The sequence below is a fragment of the Corallococcus exiguus genome (assembly GCF_009909105.1).
In the GTDB taxonomy this organism is placed as follows: Bacteria; Myxococcota; Myxococcia; order Myxococcales; family Myxococcaceae; genus Corallococcus; species Corallococcus exiguus.
Genome location: NZ_JAAAPK010000003.1, coordinates 500228 through 519818 on the forward strand (window position 1 = coordinate 500228; position 19591 = coordinate 519818).

Genomic DNA, 19591 nt, shown 5'->3' on the forward strand with positions numbered 1-19591 from the left:
CCGTGAACCTTCGTGGGCAGGGATGACGCGCGCGGTTATTGTCGGTCGGTGGATTACACCGACTACGCTCGACGCATCCGCTCCCACGCCTCCCTGGGGGAGCTCTCTGAATACGGACAGGTGCATGAAGGGGGGCGCGACTATCCCCTCTTCCGCCTCATCGTCCCGGGCGACCGCTGGCTCGTCATCACGTCCGGCTTCCATGGGGAGGAGCCCGCCGGCCCGCTGACGCTCGCGAAGCACCTGCCGGACATCGTCGCGTACGCGAAGTCCAAGGGCGTGGGCCTGCGCGTCTACCCGTGCATCAACCCCTCCGGCTTCGAGGACGGCACCCGCTACAACCGCAGCGGCGAGAAGCCCAACAACGACTTCATGCGCTACGAGGTCGCCCCCGGCGAGTGGCGCGGCGAGCTCGTGGGTGACCCGTCCATCCTCCGCTGGGCCCTGTACGACGGCGGCCCCAAGGAGACGCGCGCGGTGCGCACGGACCTGGCGCGCTTCCCCGCTCCGGACGCCGCGCTCGACATCCACCAGGACAACTACCTGGGCGGCGTCGCCACGTACGCGTACGTCTTCGGGGACAAGGCCGCCTATCACCCCATGCAGGAGGCCGCCGCCGCGCATGCCACCGTGGTGAAGAGCCGCAAGGTGGATGACAACGCCTACGCGGACGAGCACGGCCTCATCGTCTTCCACGACGGCAGCGTCACCGATTGGTACATGCGCCAGGGCGTGCCGTACGCCGCCGCGCTGGAGACCACCACGCCCATGTCGCAGGACGCCTGCGACGCCGTGAACCTCATCTGGATCCGCGGCTTCATCGACCTGGCCGCGCGTGGAGAGGGGCCCACCCGATGATTCAACGTCCCCTGGGGAAGAGCGGCCTCACCGTGTCCGCGCTCGGCTTCGGCGCGGGGCCCGTGGGCAGTGAGGCGCTGAGCGACGCCGACGCGGAGGCGCTCCTCAACGGCGTGCTGGACGCGGGCATCACCCTCATCGACACCGCGCCCAGCTACGGCGTGTCCGAGGAGCGAATCGGCCGGTTCCTCGGCGCTCGCCGCCGCGAGTTCGTGCTGTCCACCAAGTGCGGCTATGGCGTGCCCGGCGTGGAGGACTGGACGCCCGAGTGCATCACGCGCGGCGTGGACCTGGCCCTCCAGCGCCTGCGCACCGACGTGCTGGACGTGCTGCACTTCCACTCGTGTCCTCCGGACGTGCTCCGCCGCCCGGGGCTCATTGAAGCGCTCACCCGCGCGGTGGAGGCGGGCAAGGTGCGCGCCGCCGCGTATTCGGGCGACAACGCGGGTTTGGACGCCGCGCTGGAGACGGGCGCGTTCGCCGTGGTGCAGACGTCCGTGAACCTCTTCGACCAGCGCTCGCTGGACCATGGCGTGGCCAAGGCCCAGGAGCGCGGCGTGGGCGTCATCGCCAAGCGGCCCCTGGCCAATGCACCGTGGCGCTTTCCGGGGCGCCCCTACGCTCACGACGTGGGCGAGTACTGGGAACGGATGCAGCGCATGGCCCTCCAGACGGACGGCCTGGACTGGCCGGAGCTGGCGCTGCGCTTCACCGCGTTCGCGCCGGGCGTGGCCACCTGCATCGTGGGCACCACGCGCCTGGACAACCTGCGCGCCAACGCTCGCACCCTGGAGCAGGGTCCCCTCCCCGAGCCCACCGTTCAGGCCATCCGGGACGCCTTCCGTCGCAATGACACCGGGTGGGACGGCGTCATCTGACGCAGCCCGCCAGTCTGACGTTCCGTCCTCCAGCGAAGATTTCAGCGTCGGCAACTGCTCACTATCGACGTTTGTCTCGTCCATCCGGGTCGGGTGCTCAGCCTGGGGGGCGTGGCAACCATCCGATCCATGAACGCGATGCCAGAGTCTGAGAAGGATGGAGAAATGGTGGAGCTGCACCCCACCTCGCTGGATTTGAACCAGGTGGATCCCACCCCGCAGGTGGCGAACTGGCTGCGCATGCGCGCGAGCCAGTGGCTCACCACGGCGCAGAGGGACTTCAACGCGGCCCTCTTCGCGAGGGACGGTTCGGAGGCGTCGTTCGATCGCTACTGCGATGCCCGCTCGGAGCTGGACTCCGCGGAGGCCTGGGCCCTGCGCGTCTCCGAGTTCGTGGCGCACGTGCGGTAGGCGGCGGCCTTCAGCGCCCCACGCCCATGCGCGTCCACAATTCCAACAGCGTGCGCAGCACGGACGCATCCGGCACGTCCGCCGCGGGCGGCACGTCCACGCGGATGCCGTGCGCCGCCAGCCGCGTGAAGGGGTTGTTCGCGTCCGGCGTCTTCAGCGGCACGGATGGATCCGCCGGCCGGAAGCCGAACGCCAGCGCCCGGGCCTGCACCTCCGGGCTGCGCAGGAAGGCCACCCACTCCAGCGCCGCCTCGCGCTGCTCGGGCGTCACCCAGTCCGCTTGCAGCACCGCCGCCGGATGGTCGCTCCACAGCGTCACCGGCGGATAGTCCACCCGCAGCGGACCCCACCGGCCCTGGGCATGATCCAACTGCGCGATGGCCAGGCTCTCGTACACCAGCGCCAGGTCGTAGCGGGACGGCCCGTAGCGCACCAGGTCCGTCATGAACGTGCCCGTGGACGGCTCGAAGCGCGTCACGCCCCGCTCCAGTCCCTGGAGCCACGCCTGATAGCCCGGATCCAGCAGGTCACCCTCCTTCACGCTCTCGCGCCGGCCCAGGTACTCCAGCGTCGCGGACAGGAGCGCCTGCAGGCCGGAGTTCGACTTCCGGGGGTCCGTGTGGCCCAGCTTCACGAAGCCCCACTCGGGAGGGCCGCCCACCGCGGGCCAACCGCGGTCGCTCGCCACCGCGCGCTGGAGCGTCTTCCACGACAGGGCCGCGCCACCGCCCGCCTTGCGCAACACCTCCATCCGATCCTGCCAGCCCACGAACACCAGCGGCGTAATCACCAGCGGATGCGGCGCGGCGTCTCCCTCCGTGGCGAACAGCGGCCCGTGCGAGGCGTCCGTCGCCCAATCCGCCGCGAGCATGCGCAACTCCGCGCTGTCCGCCGGGCTCCACACCGTGGGCTTCTCCCGTCCTTCCAGGATGGCCTGCGCCGCCTCCAACGAGCCCCGCCCCACCAGCGTCACCCGCACCCGGGGATGCGTCCGCTCGAACTCCGCGAGCGCCGCCTCCACCCACGCGCGCTTCTCCGTGCTGTAGAGGAACGTGATGTCCGTCACCCGCCGCCGCGACGGCAGCACGGTGGACTCCGGCTCCGGCGTCCCCTGCAGGGGCGCCATCGGGGCCGCCAGCAGGTAGAACACCCCCAGCAACGCGGCCAGCATGCCAATGAGGAGGAGAGCCCGGGGCTTCATGCTCCCCCTCGTACCCCGGGTCGCGGTCCCGGAAAGCCCACCGGTGCTTTTGTCACAACCCTGTCACTCACAGCCTCTCCCCCGGCCGCTCCCCTTCCAGGAACCATCCTGTCGGTTTGTTTGCCCTCATAGGACTGGCAGAATGGGCCGGATGACGACACTGGCACGAAGCATCGCGCTCCTGGGACTGGGAGCGGTGTTGGGGGGCTGCGCGGCGAAGCAGGCCCCGCCCGTCCAGCACTACGCGCTGGGCATGTCCCGGGCGGAGTATCGGGATTACACGGGGGCGAAGGCGAGCCCCTGCGACGCGGAGCCGCGCTGGTTCCAGGACGAGCTGACCGCGGTGAACGGCCTGCTGGCCCGCTTCGTCAAGGAGACGGAGCAGGCCCTGGACCCGAAGGGGCTGGAGCACGCGAAGCACCTGGAGCTGCTGGAGGAGGGCCTGCGCACGCTGCCCCCGGTGCTCAAGGTGCACGAGGCCAACCTCCAGGCGCTGAAGACCTGCGACTTCCGTCGCGCGGGCGCGTTCCCGGACCTGGCCCGGCGCGGTGGGGAGCTGCTGACGGAGACGCGGGAGCGGATGGAGCTGGGGCCCCGGATTCAAGCGGCCGCGGCGCTGCGCGAGGCGCAGAAGCAGTGGCGCGAGCAGGGCGGGGAGCGCGAGGCGAAGGCGCGCGAGACGTGGTGCCCGAAGCCCGTGAAGGTGGGTCAGCCGGACGTGTTCTTCGCGCGCCTGTCGCCGGACGGGCGCACCGAGTGGTTCTTCTGCGACGGCCACGTGGTGGAGAAGTCCGCCGGCGGGGAGCCCACGCTGCTGAGCCCGGAGGGGCTGAGCAAGGCGGAGCGCCGCCGGGTGCAGGCGAAGAAGTACCTGGACGCGGCGCAGACCTACCCCGAGGAGGAGATGGACCGCGAGCCCACGGCCCCCACCCTCCAGAAGCCCGCAGCGTCCGCGGGTGGCGGCGCGCCGTAGGCCAGGGCGTGACGCGCGGGCCTCCGCCGTCACGCTCCCAGCCGGGCGAGCCGCTTGGACAGGTGCGCGTCGCCCCCCGCGTCCACGCCGCCCACGAAGGCGGCGAGCGACTGGCCCGCGCCGGACAGGTAGGCCTCCACGTGCGGCTTGAGCACGGTCCAGCGCTTCGTCCAGGCGTCCTCGGAGCCGTCGCGCAGGTCGGGGCGCTCGGAGAGGAGCGCCGTCACGCGCAGCGCCAGCTCCGGGTCGTTGAGCGTCCGCGCGGCCGCCACACCCGCCGGCACCGAGCCCGCGGGCGCGGCCTTCCACATCTCCGCCGCGCGCTGGAAGGCCGTCACGTCCACCTGGGACAAAAGCCCCAGCGCGTGGCGCACGGGCAGCCGACCTTCCGCCTTGGGGCCCACCACGTGCGCCATCAGCGCGGTGAAGGGCGCGGCCAGGGCCGGGTGCGCCGAGGGGTCCACGCCGCCCAGGGCGCGGAGCGCGTGGCGGGCCTTGCGCGCCAGCCGCGTCACCTTCCAGCTGGGCCCCTTGAGCTTCGACTGGAGCAGCGCGAGCGCGGACGCGGCGGCGGTCACGGCCTCGGGGCCCGGCGAGGCGGCGGCCACGCGGCGCGGCAGCACGAGCGCGGGAGGCGGCGGGGCGGCGGCCTTCGGGGGCGCCGCGGGCGGGGCCTCGCCAGTGGAAACCTCGGCGTAGCCCTCGCGGACCTTCTCCGCGACCTTCTTGTTGTACTCGCGCAGGGCGGCTTCCTCGTCCGGGAAGGCCTTCTCCTTGCGCTGCCCCGCGGTGCCGATGCGGCCGTAGGTGACGATGAAGTTGGCGCCCTGGACCTCGGGCATCCAGAACTTGGAGCTGTTGCCGTCGACGAATTCGAACCTGCGCATGGACGCGGAGGTTACTCCACCTTCGTGGCCAGGGAGCGCAATCCCTCGTCCCGCGACACGCTGCCCGTGTAGCCCAGCTCCAGCCGGGCCTTCTCGTCGCTCACGGTCACCTCCTGGCCCACGAGCAGCAGCTCCGTGCGGGACAGGGGCGGAGTGCTCTTGAGGCCCAGGATGTCCCAGACGAAGTCGCTGACCACGGCCACGGTCGCGGCCAGCGCGGTGGGCAGGGTCTTGTCGCCGGGCTCCACGCCCTGCGTCTTCAGGAGCGCGGTGACGAAGGCGCGGAACTCCACGGGCGGGCCGTCGGTGAGGAAGTACGCCTGACCGCCCTGCCCCTTCTCCGCGGCCAGCAGCAGGCCCTCCACCACGTTGGCCACGTGGCAGGTGGACGTCAGGTAGTGCCCGCCGCCAATCCAGCGGAAGCGCCTGGACTTCACCGCGGCGACCAGCTGCGGCAGCACCGTGGTGTCCCCTGGTCCCCAGACCAGGCGGGGCCGCACCGCGACGGTGGTGAACTCCGGCGAGTTGACCTGGAGCACGAGCCGTTCGGCCTGGCCCTTGGTGGACGGGTACGGGCCCACGGGGCGCTCGGGCAGCGGGTGCGTTTCGTGGAGGTTCACCATGGGGCCGCCGTCCACCAGCACGGCCTCCGTGCTCACGTGCACGAAGCGCTTCACGCCCGCCGCGCGCGCCGCCTCCAGCACGACCTCCGTGCCGCGCACGTTGGCTTCATAGAAGGCGGCGCGAGGGCCGGACATCTTCACGTGCGCGGCGGCGTGGAAGACGGTGTCGCAGTCCTCCATGCCCAGGCGCAGGCGCTCCGGGTCGGTGAGGTCGCCCTCCCACGGCTCGCCGCCCGCGGCCTGGATGGCCTTCGCGGCCTCTGGCGAGCGGGCCAGCGCACGCGCCGGTTCGCCGCGCTTCGCGAGCGCCGCGAGCAGGTGCTTCCCGACGAACCCCGAGCCACCGGTGACGAACGCGCGCACGTGTGAAGCCTCCTCCGACCGAAGACGCCGCTCCTACCACTCCCCGCGCGGGCCGGGTAGCCCGCGCCTGTCCGTCAGAACATGTCGCGCAGCGAGGGGGCGGGGCCCGCGAACAGGGCGCTGGCGGTGTCGAGCGACGCGTCGTCCCCGGTCAGCATGCCGGCGAGTTGGAGCGCTCGGGGCGAGAGGAAGCCGGTGTAGAGCGGCGCCAGGGCGCGCACGTGCAGCTTGAGGCGGCCCTCGCCGCCGGGCCGGACGCGGGCGGTGCCTCCCTCCACCTCCAGCACGAAGCGCCCCGTGTTCTCCGGGAGGAGGTCGTCCTCCACGTCCAGATGGAGCGCGCCGGACAGGCCGGGAGCGAAGCCGCGTGCCTCCAGGGCGCGGGGAACATCCAGCAGGCGCGTCATCCAGTGCATGGAGAGCTTTACCTGGTAGGTCTGTTCACGCAGCAGCGCGAGGAGCGGCTCGTCCGCGCCGCCGAACCACATCACGTCCCGCGCCAGCGAGCGGTGGTCGCCCAGGAAGCGCAGGAGCCGTCGCGCGGCGGCGGGCGTGGTGGCGGTGAAGTCCGTGAGCTTGAGGACCTGCGTGGGCACGGCGCCCTGGGGAGAGAGGCCCCGCACGAGGTACACGTAGCCCTCCAAGCCGGACGCGCCCTCCACGACGTAGCCGTAGGCGGTGTCGTTGCGGGGCGTGCGCACGCGCCGCCAGATGTAGTCCCCGCGGTCCAACCAGCCGTGGTGCTGGGAGGCGAAGCGCCGGTAGCACGCCTCCACCGCCGCGGCGTCGGACGGGCGCATGGGGCGCAGGGACAGCGAGCGCTCTCCCAGCTCCAGCGAGGCCGCTTCGACGTGGATTTCGTAGCGCGCGCCGGAGACCTCGTAGCCCACGCGCCGGTAGAGCGGTTGGGTCGCGGGGTAGAGGACGGAGAGGGGAGCGCCTTCGTCGCGCATCTCGCGCAGGAAGTGATGGAAGAGGCGAGTGGCGGCGCCGGCGCCCCGGTGCGCGGGAGCGACGCCCACGCCGCCCACGCCGATGAGGGGCACCGAGCGGCCACCCAGGAACTGGCCCATGCGGATGAGAGTGAGCGTGGCGGCCACTTCGCCGTTCACGCGCAGGATGCGCAGCGAGGACTCGGAGAAGTTCTTGCGCACCACGGTGTCGGAGTCCGCGAGCGGCATGGCGAACGCCTGCGCGGTGATGTCCGCGATGGCGGCCAGTTCCTGCTCATCCTTCGGCGCTCCGTAGTCGTCCGTCTCCATCCCGCATCCCCTTGCTGGCATCAGGCGGCGCAGCATGACGCAGCGGATGGAGCGCGGGGAAGGCCGCGCGGCTCCGCTGTCACTTCGTGGGCTTCGGGGCCGGAGGCAGGCGTCCGTACTTCCGCAGGGACTTCACAAGCCGGTCCGCGGGCAGGCCGTGGACGCGGACGTTCTGGAACCCGGTCATCGTGTCGGAGGCGAGCATCGAGTTGAGGATGGCCTCCTGGGTGGCCTGCACGGTGGCTTCGAAGAGGGGGGACATCCGCTCGTTGTCGAGCATGGAGACCGGAGCGACCTCCGTGGAGCCCACGGGCTGGGTGGAGAACGCGAGGAAGATGTCGCCGGAGGCGTTCTCCCCCAGGCCGCCCATCTTCCCGATCGCGAGAGGCACGCGCCGGGCCACGCGGTCGAGCTGGTGCGGCAGGAGCGGCGCGTCGGTGGCCACCACGATGATGATGGAGCCCATGCCTTCCGGAGGCGGCGGACCGGCGCTGGCTCGCCGCGAGCAGGGCGGCAGATTGGCGCGGTAGGGCCCTTGGGGAGGCGTGTCTCCGAAGTAGCAGGAGCGCAGGTCGGGGATCTCCTCGCCCACGGGAGCGCCCGCGACGGAGAAGAGGCGGCGGCTGCCGTAGTTGCACTGCACGAGCACGCCGAGGGTGTAGCCGCCCTGCTCCGCTGGGAGCTTGCGGGAGGCAGTGCCGATGCCGCCCTTGAAGCCATGGCAGATCATGCCTGTGCCGCCGCCCACGGAGCCCTCCAGGACGGGGCCCGGGCGCGCGGCGTCGAGCGCTTGCATGGCGTGCAGGGGCCGGACGTGGAAGCCATCGATGTCGTGCAGGAAGCCGTCCCAGGTCTCCGCGACCACGGGCAAGCCCAGCTCCCAGGTGAGGTCGCGTTTCTGGGCCCAGGCGATGACGCCTTCGTGCACGGCACCCACGGCGTGGGTGTCACTGATCATCACGGGGCCGGAGAGCAGGCCGGACTCCTTCACCCAATGGGTGCCGGTCATTTCACCGCTGCCATTGAGGTCATGGGTCGCCGCGAAGACAGGCCGAGCCACGGCCTCGCGGCCCCGGGGCAGCACGGCGGTGACGCCGGTTCGGACCTGTGCGCCGGTGTTCAGCGTGACGTGGCCCACTTCCACGCCCTTCACGTCGGTGATGGCATTGAGCGCACCCGGCTGTCCGCCGAAGGGAATGCCCAGGTCACTGGACCGCAGACGCGCGGTGCTTGTGATTGGCAGGAGGCACAGCAGGCCCAGGAGGACGGCGGGACGAAGTTCCATGGGCTCGGGTTCTACACTTCGACGAACTTTCCTCCCACGATGCCGGTCTGTTCCAGGGCCTGCTTAAGCTGTCCGTCGACGATTAGCGCGGTCTGGAATCCCCACACGCGGAACACGCGCTCGTCAGCAACCCTTGCTTTGTCGATACGCAGTCCAGCGATGTACCGGTACTGCCCTACCTTCGCAGGCTGACCGTCCTCAGGTCTCCAGAACTGGACCTCTTCACTCGCCACTTCATCAACGCAGCGGAGCGTGCGTGCCGCGACAAGGAGGAAATAAGGCTCGGCCTGTCCCTCGACCTGCACCGGGAAGAGCTGCACGTCGTTGGGGGCCAGCGCGCGAAACACCTCGGCCGTCCTGGTGTTGAGGATGGGTGTGAACCCCACCCCGGCGGAGGTGAAGTCCAGGGGGTTCCCAGACAGGGAGAGAGGAATCAGCAGCGGTCCTGGGTCGGCAATAGGCCCCCCGATCGTGAACACCCAGGGGTCCTCCAATGGCTGACCGTCGAGTTGGGTCGGGGTCTTGAAGTACCACCGCCCCGGCACATACACATCAATGTCCAGTTCGAAGAACTGTCGTTGCATCACGTCAGGCATCGGGATTCCTGGTGACGAGCTTGCGTAGGCGAGTGCCCGCAGTCGTCAGATCTTTCGCGATGGCCGTCAGGATGTCCACCAACGCGGCTCGGCACTGCGCGACGCCCCGGCAGCTCAGCATGGCCTGGTTGATTCGAATGCGCACTTCTCGATGGTACTCCGCAGGATGCGGCCCTCGGTGCCCGTTGATCCGCACCAGGTTCGCGGAGTCATTGAGGCTCATTCCCGCCTGTTCGAAGAACGGTTCGAAGAGGGGCGTCCAAGGGCCGCCTGACTGCTCCGACACTTCGTTCTTGTCCGTACAGATGTGATGAACGTCTCCCTCGGGATCCCCCTGAATCCCTCCGCCCCCGGGCCCCATGGCAACGGCCGCCACGGCCGTGGGCGCCAACGTGACGTTGAGCACTCCCGCTGACGACACGGAGATGGACTGCACCTCACCGGCCAGCGCCCGCGACAGCTGGAACCCACCCTCCACTTCCGCCCTCAGCGCCGCCTGCGGGAAGCCCGGCATGCGAGGCCCTTGCGCGGCCATCGCGTTCCTGCCACCGAGCGCCGTCATCGCGACGATGACCAACACCCGGGCCCCGTTGTCCCCAAGCACGCGCCCGAAGCGATGCCCCGCCTCCTTCAGAGCAGCCTCGTCCCGGGCGTCCCGCGACTCGTCCATGAGCCGCAAGAAGGCCTGCCCCATGTTCCACACAGGTCCTGTGCCCAGATACGCGATGAGCGAAGCCGTCAGCACCACCGCGACCAACTTGGACACGGGCTCGGGTGCGACCAGCATCACCATCGCGGTGCCAATCATCGCCGTGACCAGGGTCCGCAGCGCGGCGGGATTCATCAGGTCCTCCACCGCGTCCGCCACCCCTTCCCAAACCGTATCGAGCGCGAAGGAGAGCGCCATGCTCCTCCGCTCCATCGGGTCCAGGGGAAAGTCATCGCTCAAGCGGAGCACGTGCCGACCTTGAGCGCCCGCGACGATGCCTCCCGCCGACGCGAGCAGGGAGCGCCGGCCATCCTCCCGGATCGCGACATCCAGCTTCAGCTCGAGCACGAGCTGCGTGACCGCGTCCCTGAACGCATCCTCGTCAATGCGCACCGGCTTCGTTTCCACCGGCGTATAGGCGATGGGCCTGCCCCGCCCCGTGTCGAGGTTCACCACGCGCGTCGTCGCGCAGCCTGCCGTGAGCCACAGCAGCACAGCCATTGCCCAGAGCTTCATGTGCCCTCCACGGCTCACGGATCCGACGAGACCACCCGCTCCGGCTCCAGGACTTCCCGCGTCCGAGCCCCACTCTCGATGTAGCCCGCACCGCCTCGCAGTTCCCGTCCGTCCGCCAACACAGCGATGAGGCGGTACGACGACTCACCTCGGACGGGATAGGTCAGGGCCACGGTGTCCCCCTTGCCCATGGCGCGGTAGAGGACCTGGCCGTGGTCGTGCTCCAGGCGCACCTCCCGCACGTCCTGGCCGGTGCGGTTCTCCACGCGCACTTCAATCCCCGCTCGCGCGGGCCCCGTGTCGTGCAACCACAGCGCGACCCCGGCGATGACCGTCAGGACCGAACCCAGCACCATTCCTCCCAGCATCCACAGGATCCGCATGGCACTCCCTCCTCTGTGATTGCCGTGCAGGCAACCGACGCCGCCGTTCTAACAGGTGCGTCCGCCCGCCCGGTGCTAAGCCCTGACTTCAGGAGGAAGCACGCCCATGCGGAAACTGACCTATTACGTCGCCACCTCGCTCGATGGCTTCATCGCCTCGCCCACCGGCGCGTACGACTTCTTCAGCACGGAGCAGGAGTACTTCGACGCCATCGCCGCCGAATACCCGGAGACGCTCCCTGCCGCCTATCGCGCCTTCAAGGGCATCACCGGTCCGGGCAAGCACTTCGACACCGTGCTGGAGGGCCGCAACACCTACCAGGTCGGCCTGGACGCGGGCGTCACCAACGCGTACCCGCACCTGGAACACCACGTCTTCTCCCGCACCCTCACGAAGAGCCCCGACCCCGCCGTCAACCTCTCCAGCACACCGCTCGCCACCGTGCGCGAGCTGAAGACCCGCGACGGCCTGGGCATCTGGCTGTGCGGCGGCGGCGCGCTCGCGGCCGAGCTGCTTCCCGAAATCGATGCGTTCATCATCAAGGTCAACCCCGTCATCGTCGGCCAGGACATCCGCCTGGTCGAAGCGGGCTTCGCGCCCCACCGATTGAAGCTCACGGGCACTCGCTCGCTCGACTGCGGCGTCGTCTTCCTGAGCTACGACCACCTCAAGCCCTAGCCGGGCCGGCCGCGCGTCACGCCAGCCCCCGGCCCGCGTATTGGACCTGGGGCCAATGCGGCCCCCGAAAATCGACGGGTTCTCCACGCAGGGTGTGAGCTTCCGCTCTGCTCGGAAGCACGGCCTGCCAGCAGGGTTGGGTGGTGGATGCATCCACCCTGTCGTTCCCCACCGAAGCCCCCGCGCCGTGCATTAGTCTGGACCGTCTATGAGAAGTCCCCTGGACGACAGCCAGCCCCCCTCGTCCGCCAGCGGTGGCGACATCGCCTACGCGACCCCGCACGCGACTCGAGACATGGGCGCACAGCTGCGCCTGTTCATCGACAGCGTGAAGGACTACGCCATCGTGACGCTGGACCCAGCGGGCAACATCATGAGTTGGAACACCGGCGCCGAACGCATCAAGGGCTACCGGCCCGAGGAGATCCTCGGCGAGCACTTCAGCCGCTTCTACCCGCCCGAGGAGATCGCCCGGGGCAAGCCCCAGCAGGACCTGGAGGCCGTCAACCGCGAGGGCCGCATCGAGGAAGAGGGCTGGCGCGTCCGCAAGGACCACAGCCTCTTCTGGGCCAACGTCGTCATCACCGAGATGCGCGACCCCCAGGGCCAGCTCGTGGGCTACGGCCAGGTGACGCGCGACTTCACCGAGCGCAAGCTCGCCCAGGAGCAGCTGCTGCAGAGCGAGGAGCGCTTCCGCCTGCTCGTCGAGCACATCCAGGACTACGCCATCTACATGCTCGACCCGGATGGCCGCGTCTCCACCTGGAACGCGGGCGCCGAGCGCTTCAAGCAGTACAAGGCCGAGGAGATCATCGGCCAGCACTTCAGCCGCTTCTTTCCCCCGGAGGACGTGGCCCGGGGCAAGCCCTGGTACGCCCTCCAGGTGGCCGCCAACGAAGGGCACTTCGAGGAGGAGGCGTGGCGCGTCCGCAAGGACGGCAGCCTCTTCTGGGCCAGCGTCGTCATCACCGCGCTGCGCGACCCGTCAGGCAAGCTCCAGGGCTTCGCCAAGGTGACGCGCGACATCACCCAGCGTAAGCAGACCCAGGAGCGGCGCGAGCTGGAGCTCTTGCGCGACGCCGTGCGCGCCCGCGATGAGTTCCTCTCCGTCGCCTCGCACGAGCTGAAGACGCCGCTCACCCCGCTCCAGCTCAAGCTCACGGCCCTGCTGCGCACCGTGGAGAACCACCCTTCCGCCACCCTGCCCGTGGAGCGCATCGCCCGCGACCTGGAGGTGGCCCGCCGCCAGGTGCGCAAGCTGTCGGACCTCATCGAGGACCTGCTGGACGTGTCTCGCATCAGCATGGGCCAGCTGCGGTTGGACCGGGCCCCCATGGACCTGACCTCGCTCGCGCGGGAGGTGGTGACCCGCTACGCGCCCCAGTCCGCGCAGGTCGGCTGCGCCGTCACGCTGGAGGCCGCCGCGCCCATCGAGGGGAACTGGGACCGGGCCCGGATGGATCAGGTCATCACCAACCTGCTCACCAACGCGCTCAAGTACGGCGCGGGCAAGCCCGTCCACGTCTGGGTCCGCATGGACGCCGGGATGGCCGTGCTGAGCGTGAAGGACGAAGGCATCGGCATCCCGCTCGAGGACCAGCCGCGCGTCTTCGAGCGCTTCGTGCGCGCCGTCTCCGAGCGCAACTACGGCGGCCTGGGGCTGGGCCTCTTCATCACGCAGCAGATCATCGAAGCCCACAGCGGCGTCGTCCAGGTGCGCAGCTCCCTTGGCGAGGGCTCGACCTTCACCGTGATGCTGCCCCCGGGCCCGGACGTCATCCCGTAGCCTGACGCTCCTCCCGGGCCGTGAGGATGTAGCGGTAGGGCACCACGCGCGTCAGCTCATGCAGCGTGGTGACCCCGGACGCCACCTTCGCCACCGCGTCCTCCACCAGCGTGCGGAAGCCCCGCGCCCGGGCGTGCCGGCGCAGCTGGACGCCCGGCGCACCGGTGGCGATGAGCAGTTGCAGCTCCGGGTCCACCACCAGCAGCTCGAAGAGGCCCACGCGCCCCTTGAAGCCGGTGTGGCGGCACGCCTCGCAACCCTGCCCCGCCCGGGGCTGCACGCCATCCAGGAGCGGCCCCAGCAGCGTCAGCTGATCCGCCGTCGGCGTGGTGGGTGCGGAGCACTCCGGACAGATGCGCCGCACCAGCCGTTGCGCCAGCACCGCGAGCAGCGCCTCCGCGATGTCGCCGTCCTCCAGCTTCAACCCGCGCAGCCGGCTCACCGCGCCAATGGCATCCGCCGTGTGCAGCGTGCCCAGCACCACGTGCCCCGTGGACGCCGCCATCAACGCGGTGCTGCCCGTCTCCAGGTCTCGAATCTCGCCCACCAGCATCACGTTGGGGTCCTGCCGCAGGAGCGCGCGCAAGAGCGTCAGGTGCGGCATCTGCGGCGACACCTGCTTCTGGTTCACCTTGGGGACCACGTATTCAATCGGGTCCTCCGCGGTGATGATCTTCTTGCGTCCGTCGTTGAGCCGCGCCAGCGCCGCGTACAACGTCGTCGTCTTCCCGCTGCCCGTGGGGCCCGTCACCAGCACCAGCCCCTCCGGGTTGCCGAGCAGCCGCAGCACCGTGGCCTGCAGCTCCGGCGTCATCCCCAACTTCTCCACCGGCACCAGGCCCACCGTGGCGTCGAGCAGGCGGATGACCACGTCCTCGCCCGCGGGTGAGGGCACCACGCTCACGCGGAAGTCCACGAACTTCCGCCCCGCCGCGCCTTCGTAGAGCGCCCGCAGGCGGCCATCCTGGGGCCGCCGCTTCTCCGCGATGTCCAGCCCCGCCATCACCTTGATGCGGCTCACCACCTCCGGCAGCGAGTCCGGGGAGATGTCCGTGTACGTCTGGTGGAGGATGCCGTCGACGCGATAGCGCAGGTCCACGTCGTCCGTGTAGCTCTCCAGGTGGATGTCGGACGCGTTCTGCGTCACCGCCACCGCGAGCACGTGGTTCACCAACTCCACTGCCGTGGGCCGCTGGGACAGCTCCGTGCCGGCCTTCAGCACCACGTCCACCGACGCGTGTTCGCCCGCGCCGAAGCCCGCCTCCAATGCGGAATCGATTTCGTAGCGGTTGAGCCGCACCGGGCGCACCGGCCGGCGCAGGAAGTCCGCGATGCGGCAGCGCACGGACTCATCCTCCGGGTCCAGCATCGCCACCGTCACGGCTTCCGTGTCGTGGGCCGCGTCCACCTTGCCCATCACCGCGACGCCCAGGCGGCGGCAGAAGGACTCGGGGAGCAGGCGCAGCGAGGCACGGTCCAGCGTGAACTGGGGCAGTTCGGAGAACGGGGGCACGTCCGGGGGAGCCATGGCCTGCCGGCTTATCACGGCCCCCCTCGCGGCCTTCCGGGGCTGCTATCCTCCCCGGCATGTCGCGGCCCCCCGCGGACCCTCCCGCCATGCCGTCGCTGTTGGTGTTCGCCGTGGCGGTGCTGCTGTTCGGCTCGCCGCTGCGCCGGCTGTGGCTGGCCGAAGGGGCTCCCGCTTCGCTTCCCTTCGTCGTGTGGCTGGGCGTCATCGCCCTGGGCGGGTGGGTGGCGCACCGGAGCCTGCGCCCATGACGCTGGGGCTGGGCCCGCTCGTCATCGCCTCCGTGGCCTACCTGGGCGTGCTGTTCCTGGTGGCCTACGCGGCGGAGAAGGGCCGCATCTCCCAGCGCATCACCCAGCACCCGCTGACGTACGCGCTGGCCCTGGGCGTGTACGCCACGTCCTGGTCCTACTTCGGCAGCGTGGGCTACGCCGCCCGCCATGGCTTCCGCTACCTGGGCATCTACCTGGGCCTCACGCTCGCGTGCCTGCTCGCCCCCGTGTTGTGGCGTCCGCTGCTGCGGCTGACGCGCGAGTTGCAGCTCACCTCGCTCGCGGACCTGCTCGCCTTCCGCTACCCCGGCCAGGTGACGGGCACGGCGGTGACGTTGTTCGCGCTGGCCGGCAGCATGCCCTACCTGGCGCTCCAGATTCGCGCCGTCGTGGAGTCCGCGCGCCTCTTGAGCCCCGCCGCTTCCCCCGCGCTGGTGGGCCCCGGCTTCTGCGGCGTGCTCATCGTCTTCGCGCTCCTCTTCGGCGCCCGCCACCCCGCCCCGCGCGAGCGGCATGAAGGCCTGATGCTGGCCATCGCCTTCGAGTCGGGCGTGAAGCTGCTGGCGCTGCTCATCGTCGCGGGCTGGTGCGTGGTGTCCGTCTTCGGCGGAGTGGGCGGGCTCAACGACTGGCTCACCCGCCATCCGGAGGCGGTGGAAGCCCTCCAGCGGCCCGCGCGCGACGCGTCCTGGGCGCCGCTGCTGGTGCTCTCCACCATCGCCGCGTTCCTCACGCCCCGGCAGTACCACGTGGCCTTCACGGAAGCGCCCGAGCGCGACGGCCTGGCCACCGTCGCGTGGGCCTACCCGCTCTTGATGCTGCTCATCAACGTGGCGGTGCCCGTGCTGCTGTGGTCCGGGGAGGCGCTGGGCCTGCCCTGGCCCGCGGACTTCCACGTCCTCTCCGTGCCCATCACGAAGGGCGCCCCGCTGCTGGCGCTCATCGCCTTCCTGGGCGGCGTGTCCGCGGCGAGCGCCATGGTCATCGTCACCACGCTCGCGCTCGCCCCCATGTGCCTGACGCACCTGGTGCTGCCGCTGAGCACCACGCGCGGACGTGACGACCTCTACGGGTGGTTGTTGTGGGCCCGGCGCGTGCTCATCGCCGCCGTCATCCTGGCGGGGTACGGCTTCTACCGGCTGCTGAACGCGCGGGCGACGGGGCTGGTGGACCTGGGGCTCGTGTCCTTCGTGGCCACCGCGCAGTTCGCGCCGGGCGTGCTGGGGCTCCTGATGTGGCCCAAGGCCACGCGCGCGGGGCTGCTCGCGGGGCTCCTGGCGGGTGGGACGACGTGGGCCCTCACGCTCCTGGCCCCGCTGTGGGAGCCGCCGTCACTGGTGGCATGGACCAACCAGATCTCCGTGACCCTGGGCTTCAGCGCGGACGAACCCTGGGGCTTCGCCACCTTCACCTCGCTGGCCCTCAACTCCCTGTGCTTCGTGGCGGTGTCGCTCGTCACGCGCCAGTCGGTGGAGGAGAAGGAGGCCGCGCGGGTGTGCGCGCGCGAGGCGCCGGGGCTCGCGGAGGGCAGCGTGGTGGCCAGCTCCCCGGACGAGTTCCGCCGGCAGCTGGAGCCCGTGCTGGGCGCGCAGGTGGCCGCGGCGGAGGTGGACCGCGCGCGCGAGGCGCTGCAGCTGTCCCCCGACGAGCGCCGGCCCGCGGAGCTGCGCCGCCTGCGCGACGGCGTGGAGCGCAACCTCTCCGGCCTCATCGGTCCGGTGCTGGCACGGCTCGCGGTGGGCGAAGCGCTGCGGCTGGACCCCGGCGCACGCACGGCCCTGGCGGATCAACTGCGCTTCGTGGAGGAGCGGCTGCGCGACGCACGCGACATGCGCGGCCCGTTGCGCGAGCTGGAGGTCGTGCGCCGCTACCTCTACCGCATCCTGGAGGACCTGCCCCTGGGCGTATGCGCCATGGGCCCTGACGGCGAGGTCGTCATCTGGAACGCCGCGCTGGAGGCGCTGTCGGGCGTGCCCATGGACTCCGCGCGCGGCCAGCCGCTCGCGCGCCTGCCGGAGCCCTGGGGCCCCCTGTTCGCGGAGCTCGCGCGGGCGCCCTGCGGCGACGACGAGGTGCGCGTGATGGTGAAAGGCAAGCAGCGCTCGCTGCGCCTGCACCGCTCGCGGCTGGCACCATCGGACGACACCAGCGGTGGGGAGACCGGCATCACGTTCCTGGTGGAGGACTGGACGGAGCGCAAGGCGGTGGACGAGCGGCTCGCGCACCAGGACCGGCTCGCGTCGCTGGGCCGGGTGGCCGCGGGCGTGGCGCATGAGATTGGCAACCCGCTCACCGCCATCGCCAGCATCAGCCAGAACCTCAAATATGAATTGGAGGATCCGGAGGCCGTGCGCGAGCGCGTGGGGCTCATCCTCCAGCAGTGCCGCCGCATCGACACCATCGTCCGGGCGCTGGTGGGCTTCGGCCACTCGGGCACGGTCGGCGGCGAGTCCCGGCCCTTCACGCGCGTGGCGGTGGGCCCACTGCTCGCGGAGGCCGCGCAGCTGGCCCGGCTGTCGCGCAAGGCGCGCGACGTGGCGTGCACGCACCAGAGTCCGGACGGCCTGGACGTGCGCGGCGACGCGCAGCGGTTGGAGCAGGTGCTGGTGAACCTCTTGACCAACGCCATCGACGCGTCGCCCGCGGGCTCGCGCGTGGACCTGTTGGCGGAAGCTTCGGGAGACCAGGTGCGCATCCAGGTGGAGGACCGGGGGCACGGCGTCGCCCCGGAGCTGTCGCAACGCATCTTCGAGCCGTTCTTCACCACCAAGCAGCCCGGCGAAGGCACCGGCCTGGGCCTCACGCTGGTGGAGGGCATCGTGCGCGAGCACGGCGGCACGCTGCGCATCGAGGCCCGCCAGGACGGCGGCACCCGCGTGACGCTGAGCCTGCCCCGCGCTGACGTGCTGAAGCAGGAGGCCTCCGCTTGAGCCGCATCCTGGTCATCGAGGACGAACCCATCATCCGCACGGAGCTGCGAAGGCTGCTCACCCGCGCGGGTCACGACGTGGCGGAAGCCGGCGCCGTACCGGAGGCCGCCGCCGAGCACACGCTGGACGCCTTCGACCTGGTCATCTCCGACTTGCGCCTGCCCGGGCCTCCGGGCACGGACATCATCGCGCTGTGTCCGGGCGTGCCGGTGCTCATCATGACCAGCTTCGCCACGGTGAAGTCCGCCGTGGATGCGATGAAGCTGGGCGCGGTGGACTACATCGCGAAGCCCTTCGACCACGACGAGCTGCTGCTCCAGGTGGAGCGCGTGCTGCGCGAGGGCCGCCTCACCCGCCAGAACGCCGCCCTCAAGCGCGAGGTGGAGCAGACCTGGTCCCCCGGAGGCATGGTGGGCAACTCCCCCGCCATGCGCGACGTGTTCGAGCGCGTGCGCAAGGTGGCCCCCTCCGCCGCCACCGTGCTGGTGCTGGGCGAGTCCGGCACCGGCAAGGAGTTGGTGGCCCGCGCCGTCCACGCGCAGAGCCCACGCGCGGAGGGGCCGCTCATCGCGGTCAACTGCGCCGCCATTCCCGAAGGGCTGCTGGAGAGCGAGCTGTTCGGACACGAGAAGGGCGCCTTCACCGGTGCGCAGGCCGCGCACGCGGGACTGGTGGAGGCCGCGCACGGCGGCACGCTCTTCCTGGATGAGATTGGAGAGCTGCCCGCGCCCGCGCAGGCGCGCCTGTTGCGCATGCTCCAGGACGGCGAGGTGCGGCGGGTGGGCGCCACGCGTTCGCGCAAGGTGGACGTGCGCATCCTCGCGGCCACGCACCGCGACCTGCCCCGCCGCGTGCAGGAGGGGCTGTTCCGCCAGGACCTCTACTTCCGCCTGCGCGTCGTCGAAATCCGCCTGCCGCCCCTGCGCGAGCGCGGCGAGGACGTGCCCGCGCTGGCGAAACACCTGCTGGAGCGGGCCAGCCGCCGGATGGGCCGCCCGCCCGCGTCGCTGTCCCCGGACGCGCTTTCGGCCATCGCGCAGCATCCCTGGCCGGGCAACGTGCGCGAATTGGAGAACGCCATCGAACGCGCGGTCATCCTCGCGGACGGGCCGCTCCTCACCGCCGACCTGCTGGCGCTGGAGCCACCGGGCGGGCCGGGAGCGGACAGCAGCCCGCCCGCGCTGGAGGAGACGGACTTCCCGCTCGTTCCGGTCAGCGAGGATCCGCGCTCGCCGGACTCCATGGAGGAGTACTTCCGCCGCTTCGTGCTGGAGCACCAGGAGCGCATGGGCGAAACGGAGCTCGCTCGCAGGCTGGGCATCAGCCGCAAGACGCTCTGGGAGAAGCGTCAGCGGCTGGGCATCCCGCGCACCCGCGCCTGAGGCGTTACCCGGGTGTTACGACGCGCTGCACGAATCGTTACGGGGGGTAACGCCCTGTCACCTTCCGCC

At 70.9% G+C, this 19591-nt stretch carries 18 protein-coding genes; 9 read left to right on the forward strand and 9 right to left on the reverse strand.

Annotated features, from left to right (window positions below):
- The first annotated feature begins 48 nt into the window (after positions 1-48).
- From GTZ93_RS13480 to GTZ93_RS13490, 3 genes are all read left to right on the forward strand, one after another.
- Positions 49-858 (forward strand): M14 family metallopeptidase, encoded by an 810-nt coding sequence (locus tag GTZ93_RS13480; RefSeq protein WP_139915879.1) that lies wholly within the window; start codon positions 49-51, stop codon positions 856-858.
- Positions 855-1736 carry an aldo/keto reductase gene (locus GTZ93_RS13485; RefSeq protein WP_139915878.1) on the forward strand — a complete coding sequence of 294 codons (882 nt, stop codon included), beginning with the start codon at positions 855-857 and terminating at the stop codon, positions 1734-1736. Before GTZ93_RS13480 ends, GTZ93_RS13485 begins: the two co-directional genes overlap by 4 nt.
- A gap of 165 nt (positions 1737-1901) precedes the next feature.
- Entirely contained in the window at positions 1902-2147 is a 246-nt protein-coding gene (locus GTZ93_RS13490) for a FruA-associating protein, FapA (protein WP_120575856.1), read from the forward strand.
- A gap of 10 nt (positions 2148-2157) precedes the next feature.
- On the opposite strand, the gene GTZ93_RS13495 is transcribed toward GTZ93_RS13490, so the two are convergent.
- Entirely contained in the window at positions 2158-3348 is a 1191-nt protein-coding gene (locus GTZ93_RS13495; RefSeq protein WP_139915877.1) for a substrate-binding domain-containing protein, read from the reverse strand.
- Between the two features lie 151 nt (positions 3349-3499).
- On the opposite strand from GTZ93_RS13495, the gene GTZ93_RS13500 reads away from it, so the two are divergent.
- On the forward strand, positions 3500-4321 hold the full coding sequence (locus GTZ93_RS13500; RefSeq protein WP_257979000.1) for a hypothetical protein: 822 nt from the start codon (positions 3500-3502) through the stop codon (positions 4319-4321).
- Between the two features lie 29 nt (positions 4322-4350).
- Here GTZ93_RS13500 and GTZ93_RS13505 read toward each other — a convergent pair whose 3' ends face one another.
- The 7 genes from GTZ93_RS13505 to GTZ93_RS13535 form a co-directional block, all read right to left on the reverse strand.
- The gene (locus GTZ93_RS13505; protein WP_161662804.1) at positions 4351-5208 is read right to left on the reverse strand and encodes a WGR domain-containing protein; all 858 of its coding nucleotides are present in this window, start codon (positions 5206-5208) and stop codon (positions 4351-4353) included.
- 11 nt (positions 5209-5219) lie between these two features.
- Positions 5220-6194, reverse strand: coding sequence for an NAD-dependent epimerase/dehydratase family protein (locus GTZ93_RS13510; RefSeq protein ID WP_139916920.1), 975 nt, complete (start codon positions 6192-6194; stop codon positions 5220-5222).
- A 74-nt stretch (positions 6195-6268) separates the two neighbouring features.
- Positions 6269-7456, reverse strand: coding sequence for a GNAT family N-acetyltransferase (locus tag GTZ93_RS13515; RefSeq protein ID WP_139916918.1), 1188 nt, complete (start codon positions 7454-7456; stop codon positions 6269-6271).
- A gap of 79 nt (positions 7457-7535) precedes the next feature.
- Positions 7536-8741 (reverse strand): DmpA family aminopeptidase, encoded by a 1206-nt coding sequence (locus GTZ93_RS13520; protein ID WP_139916916.1) that lies wholly within the window; start codon positions 8739-8741, stop codon positions 7536-7538.
- Between the two features lie 11 nt (positions 8742-8752).
- Positions 8753-9337 (reverse strand): imm11 family protein, encoded by a 585-nt coding sequence (locus GTZ93_RS13525; RefSeq protein WP_257979075.1) that lies wholly within the window; start codon positions 9335-9337, stop codon positions 8753-8755.
- Positions 9330-10562, reverse strand: coding sequence for an AHH domain-containing protein (locus GTZ93_RS13530; protein ID WP_139916914.1), 1233 nt, complete (start codon positions 10560-10562; stop codon positions 9330-9332). Before GTZ93_RS13530 ends, GTZ93_RS13525 begins: the two co-directional genes overlap by 8 nt.
- A gap of 14 nt (positions 10563-10576) precedes the next feature.
- Positions 10577-10945 (reverse strand): hypothetical protein, encoded by a 369-nt coding sequence (locus GTZ93_RS13535; protein ID WP_139916912.1) that lies wholly within the window; start codon positions 10943-10945, stop codon positions 10577-10579.
- Positions 10946-11051: 106 nt separating this feature from the next.
- On the opposite strand from GTZ93_RS13535, the gene GTZ93_RS13540 reads away from it, so the two are divergent.
- Positions 11052-11624 carry a dihydrofolate reductase family protein gene (locus tag GTZ93_RS13540; RefSeq protein WP_139916911.1) on the forward strand — a complete coding sequence of 191 codons (573 nt, stop codon included), beginning with the start codon at positions 11052-11054 and terminating at the stop codon, positions 11622-11624.
- 208 nt (positions 11625-11832) lie between these two features.
- The gene (locus GTZ93_RS13545) at positions 11833-13410 is read left to right on the forward strand and encodes a sensor histidine kinase (RefSeq protein WP_139916909.1); all 1578 of its coding nucleotides are present in this window, start codon (positions 11833-11835) and stop codon (positions 13408-13410) included.
- On the opposite strand, the gene GTZ93_RS13550 is transcribed toward GTZ93_RS13545, so the two are convergent.
- Positions 13400-14938 carry a GspE/PulE family protein gene (locus tag GTZ93_RS13550; RefSeq protein ID WP_139916907.1) on the reverse strand — a complete coding sequence of 513 codons (1539 nt, stop codon included), beginning with the start codon at positions 14936-14938 and terminating at the stop codon, positions 13400-13402. The two genes, GTZ93_RS13545 and GTZ93_RS13550, sit on opposite strands and share 11 nt — an antisense overlap.
- An 89-nt stretch (positions 14939-15027) precedes the next feature.
- Here GTZ93_RS13550 and GTZ93_RS13555 point away from each other — a divergent pair, with 89 nt between their 5' ends.
- Genes GTZ93_RS13555 through GTZ93_RS13565 form a run of 3 tightly spaced genes read left to right on the forward strand, consistent with a single transcriptional unit; the run spans position 15028 to position 19522 of the window.
- Positions 15028-15189: a hypothetical protein gene (locus GTZ93_RS13555; protein WP_014399164.1), complete on the forward strand. Its 162-nt coding sequence runs from the start codon at positions 15028-15030 to the stop codon at positions 15187-15189.
- Positions 15186-18140 carry an ATP-binding protein gene (locus tag GTZ93_RS13560; protein ID WP_139916905.1) on the forward strand — a complete coding sequence of 985 codons (2955 nt, stop codon included), beginning with the start codon at positions 15186-15188 and terminating at the stop codon, positions 18138-18140. The genes GTZ93_RS13555 and GTZ93_RS13560 overlap by 4 nt, the downstream gene beginning before the upstream one ends.
- On the forward strand, positions 18137-19522 hold the full coding sequence (locus tag GTZ93_RS13565) for a sigma-54-dependent transcriptional regulator (RefSeq protein WP_139916903.1): 1386 nt from the start codon (positions 18137-18139) through the stop codon (positions 19520-19522). Before GTZ93_RS13560 ends, GTZ93_RS13565 begins: the two co-directional genes overlap by 4 nt.
- The last annotated feature ends 69 nt before the right edge of the window (positions 19523-19591 follow it).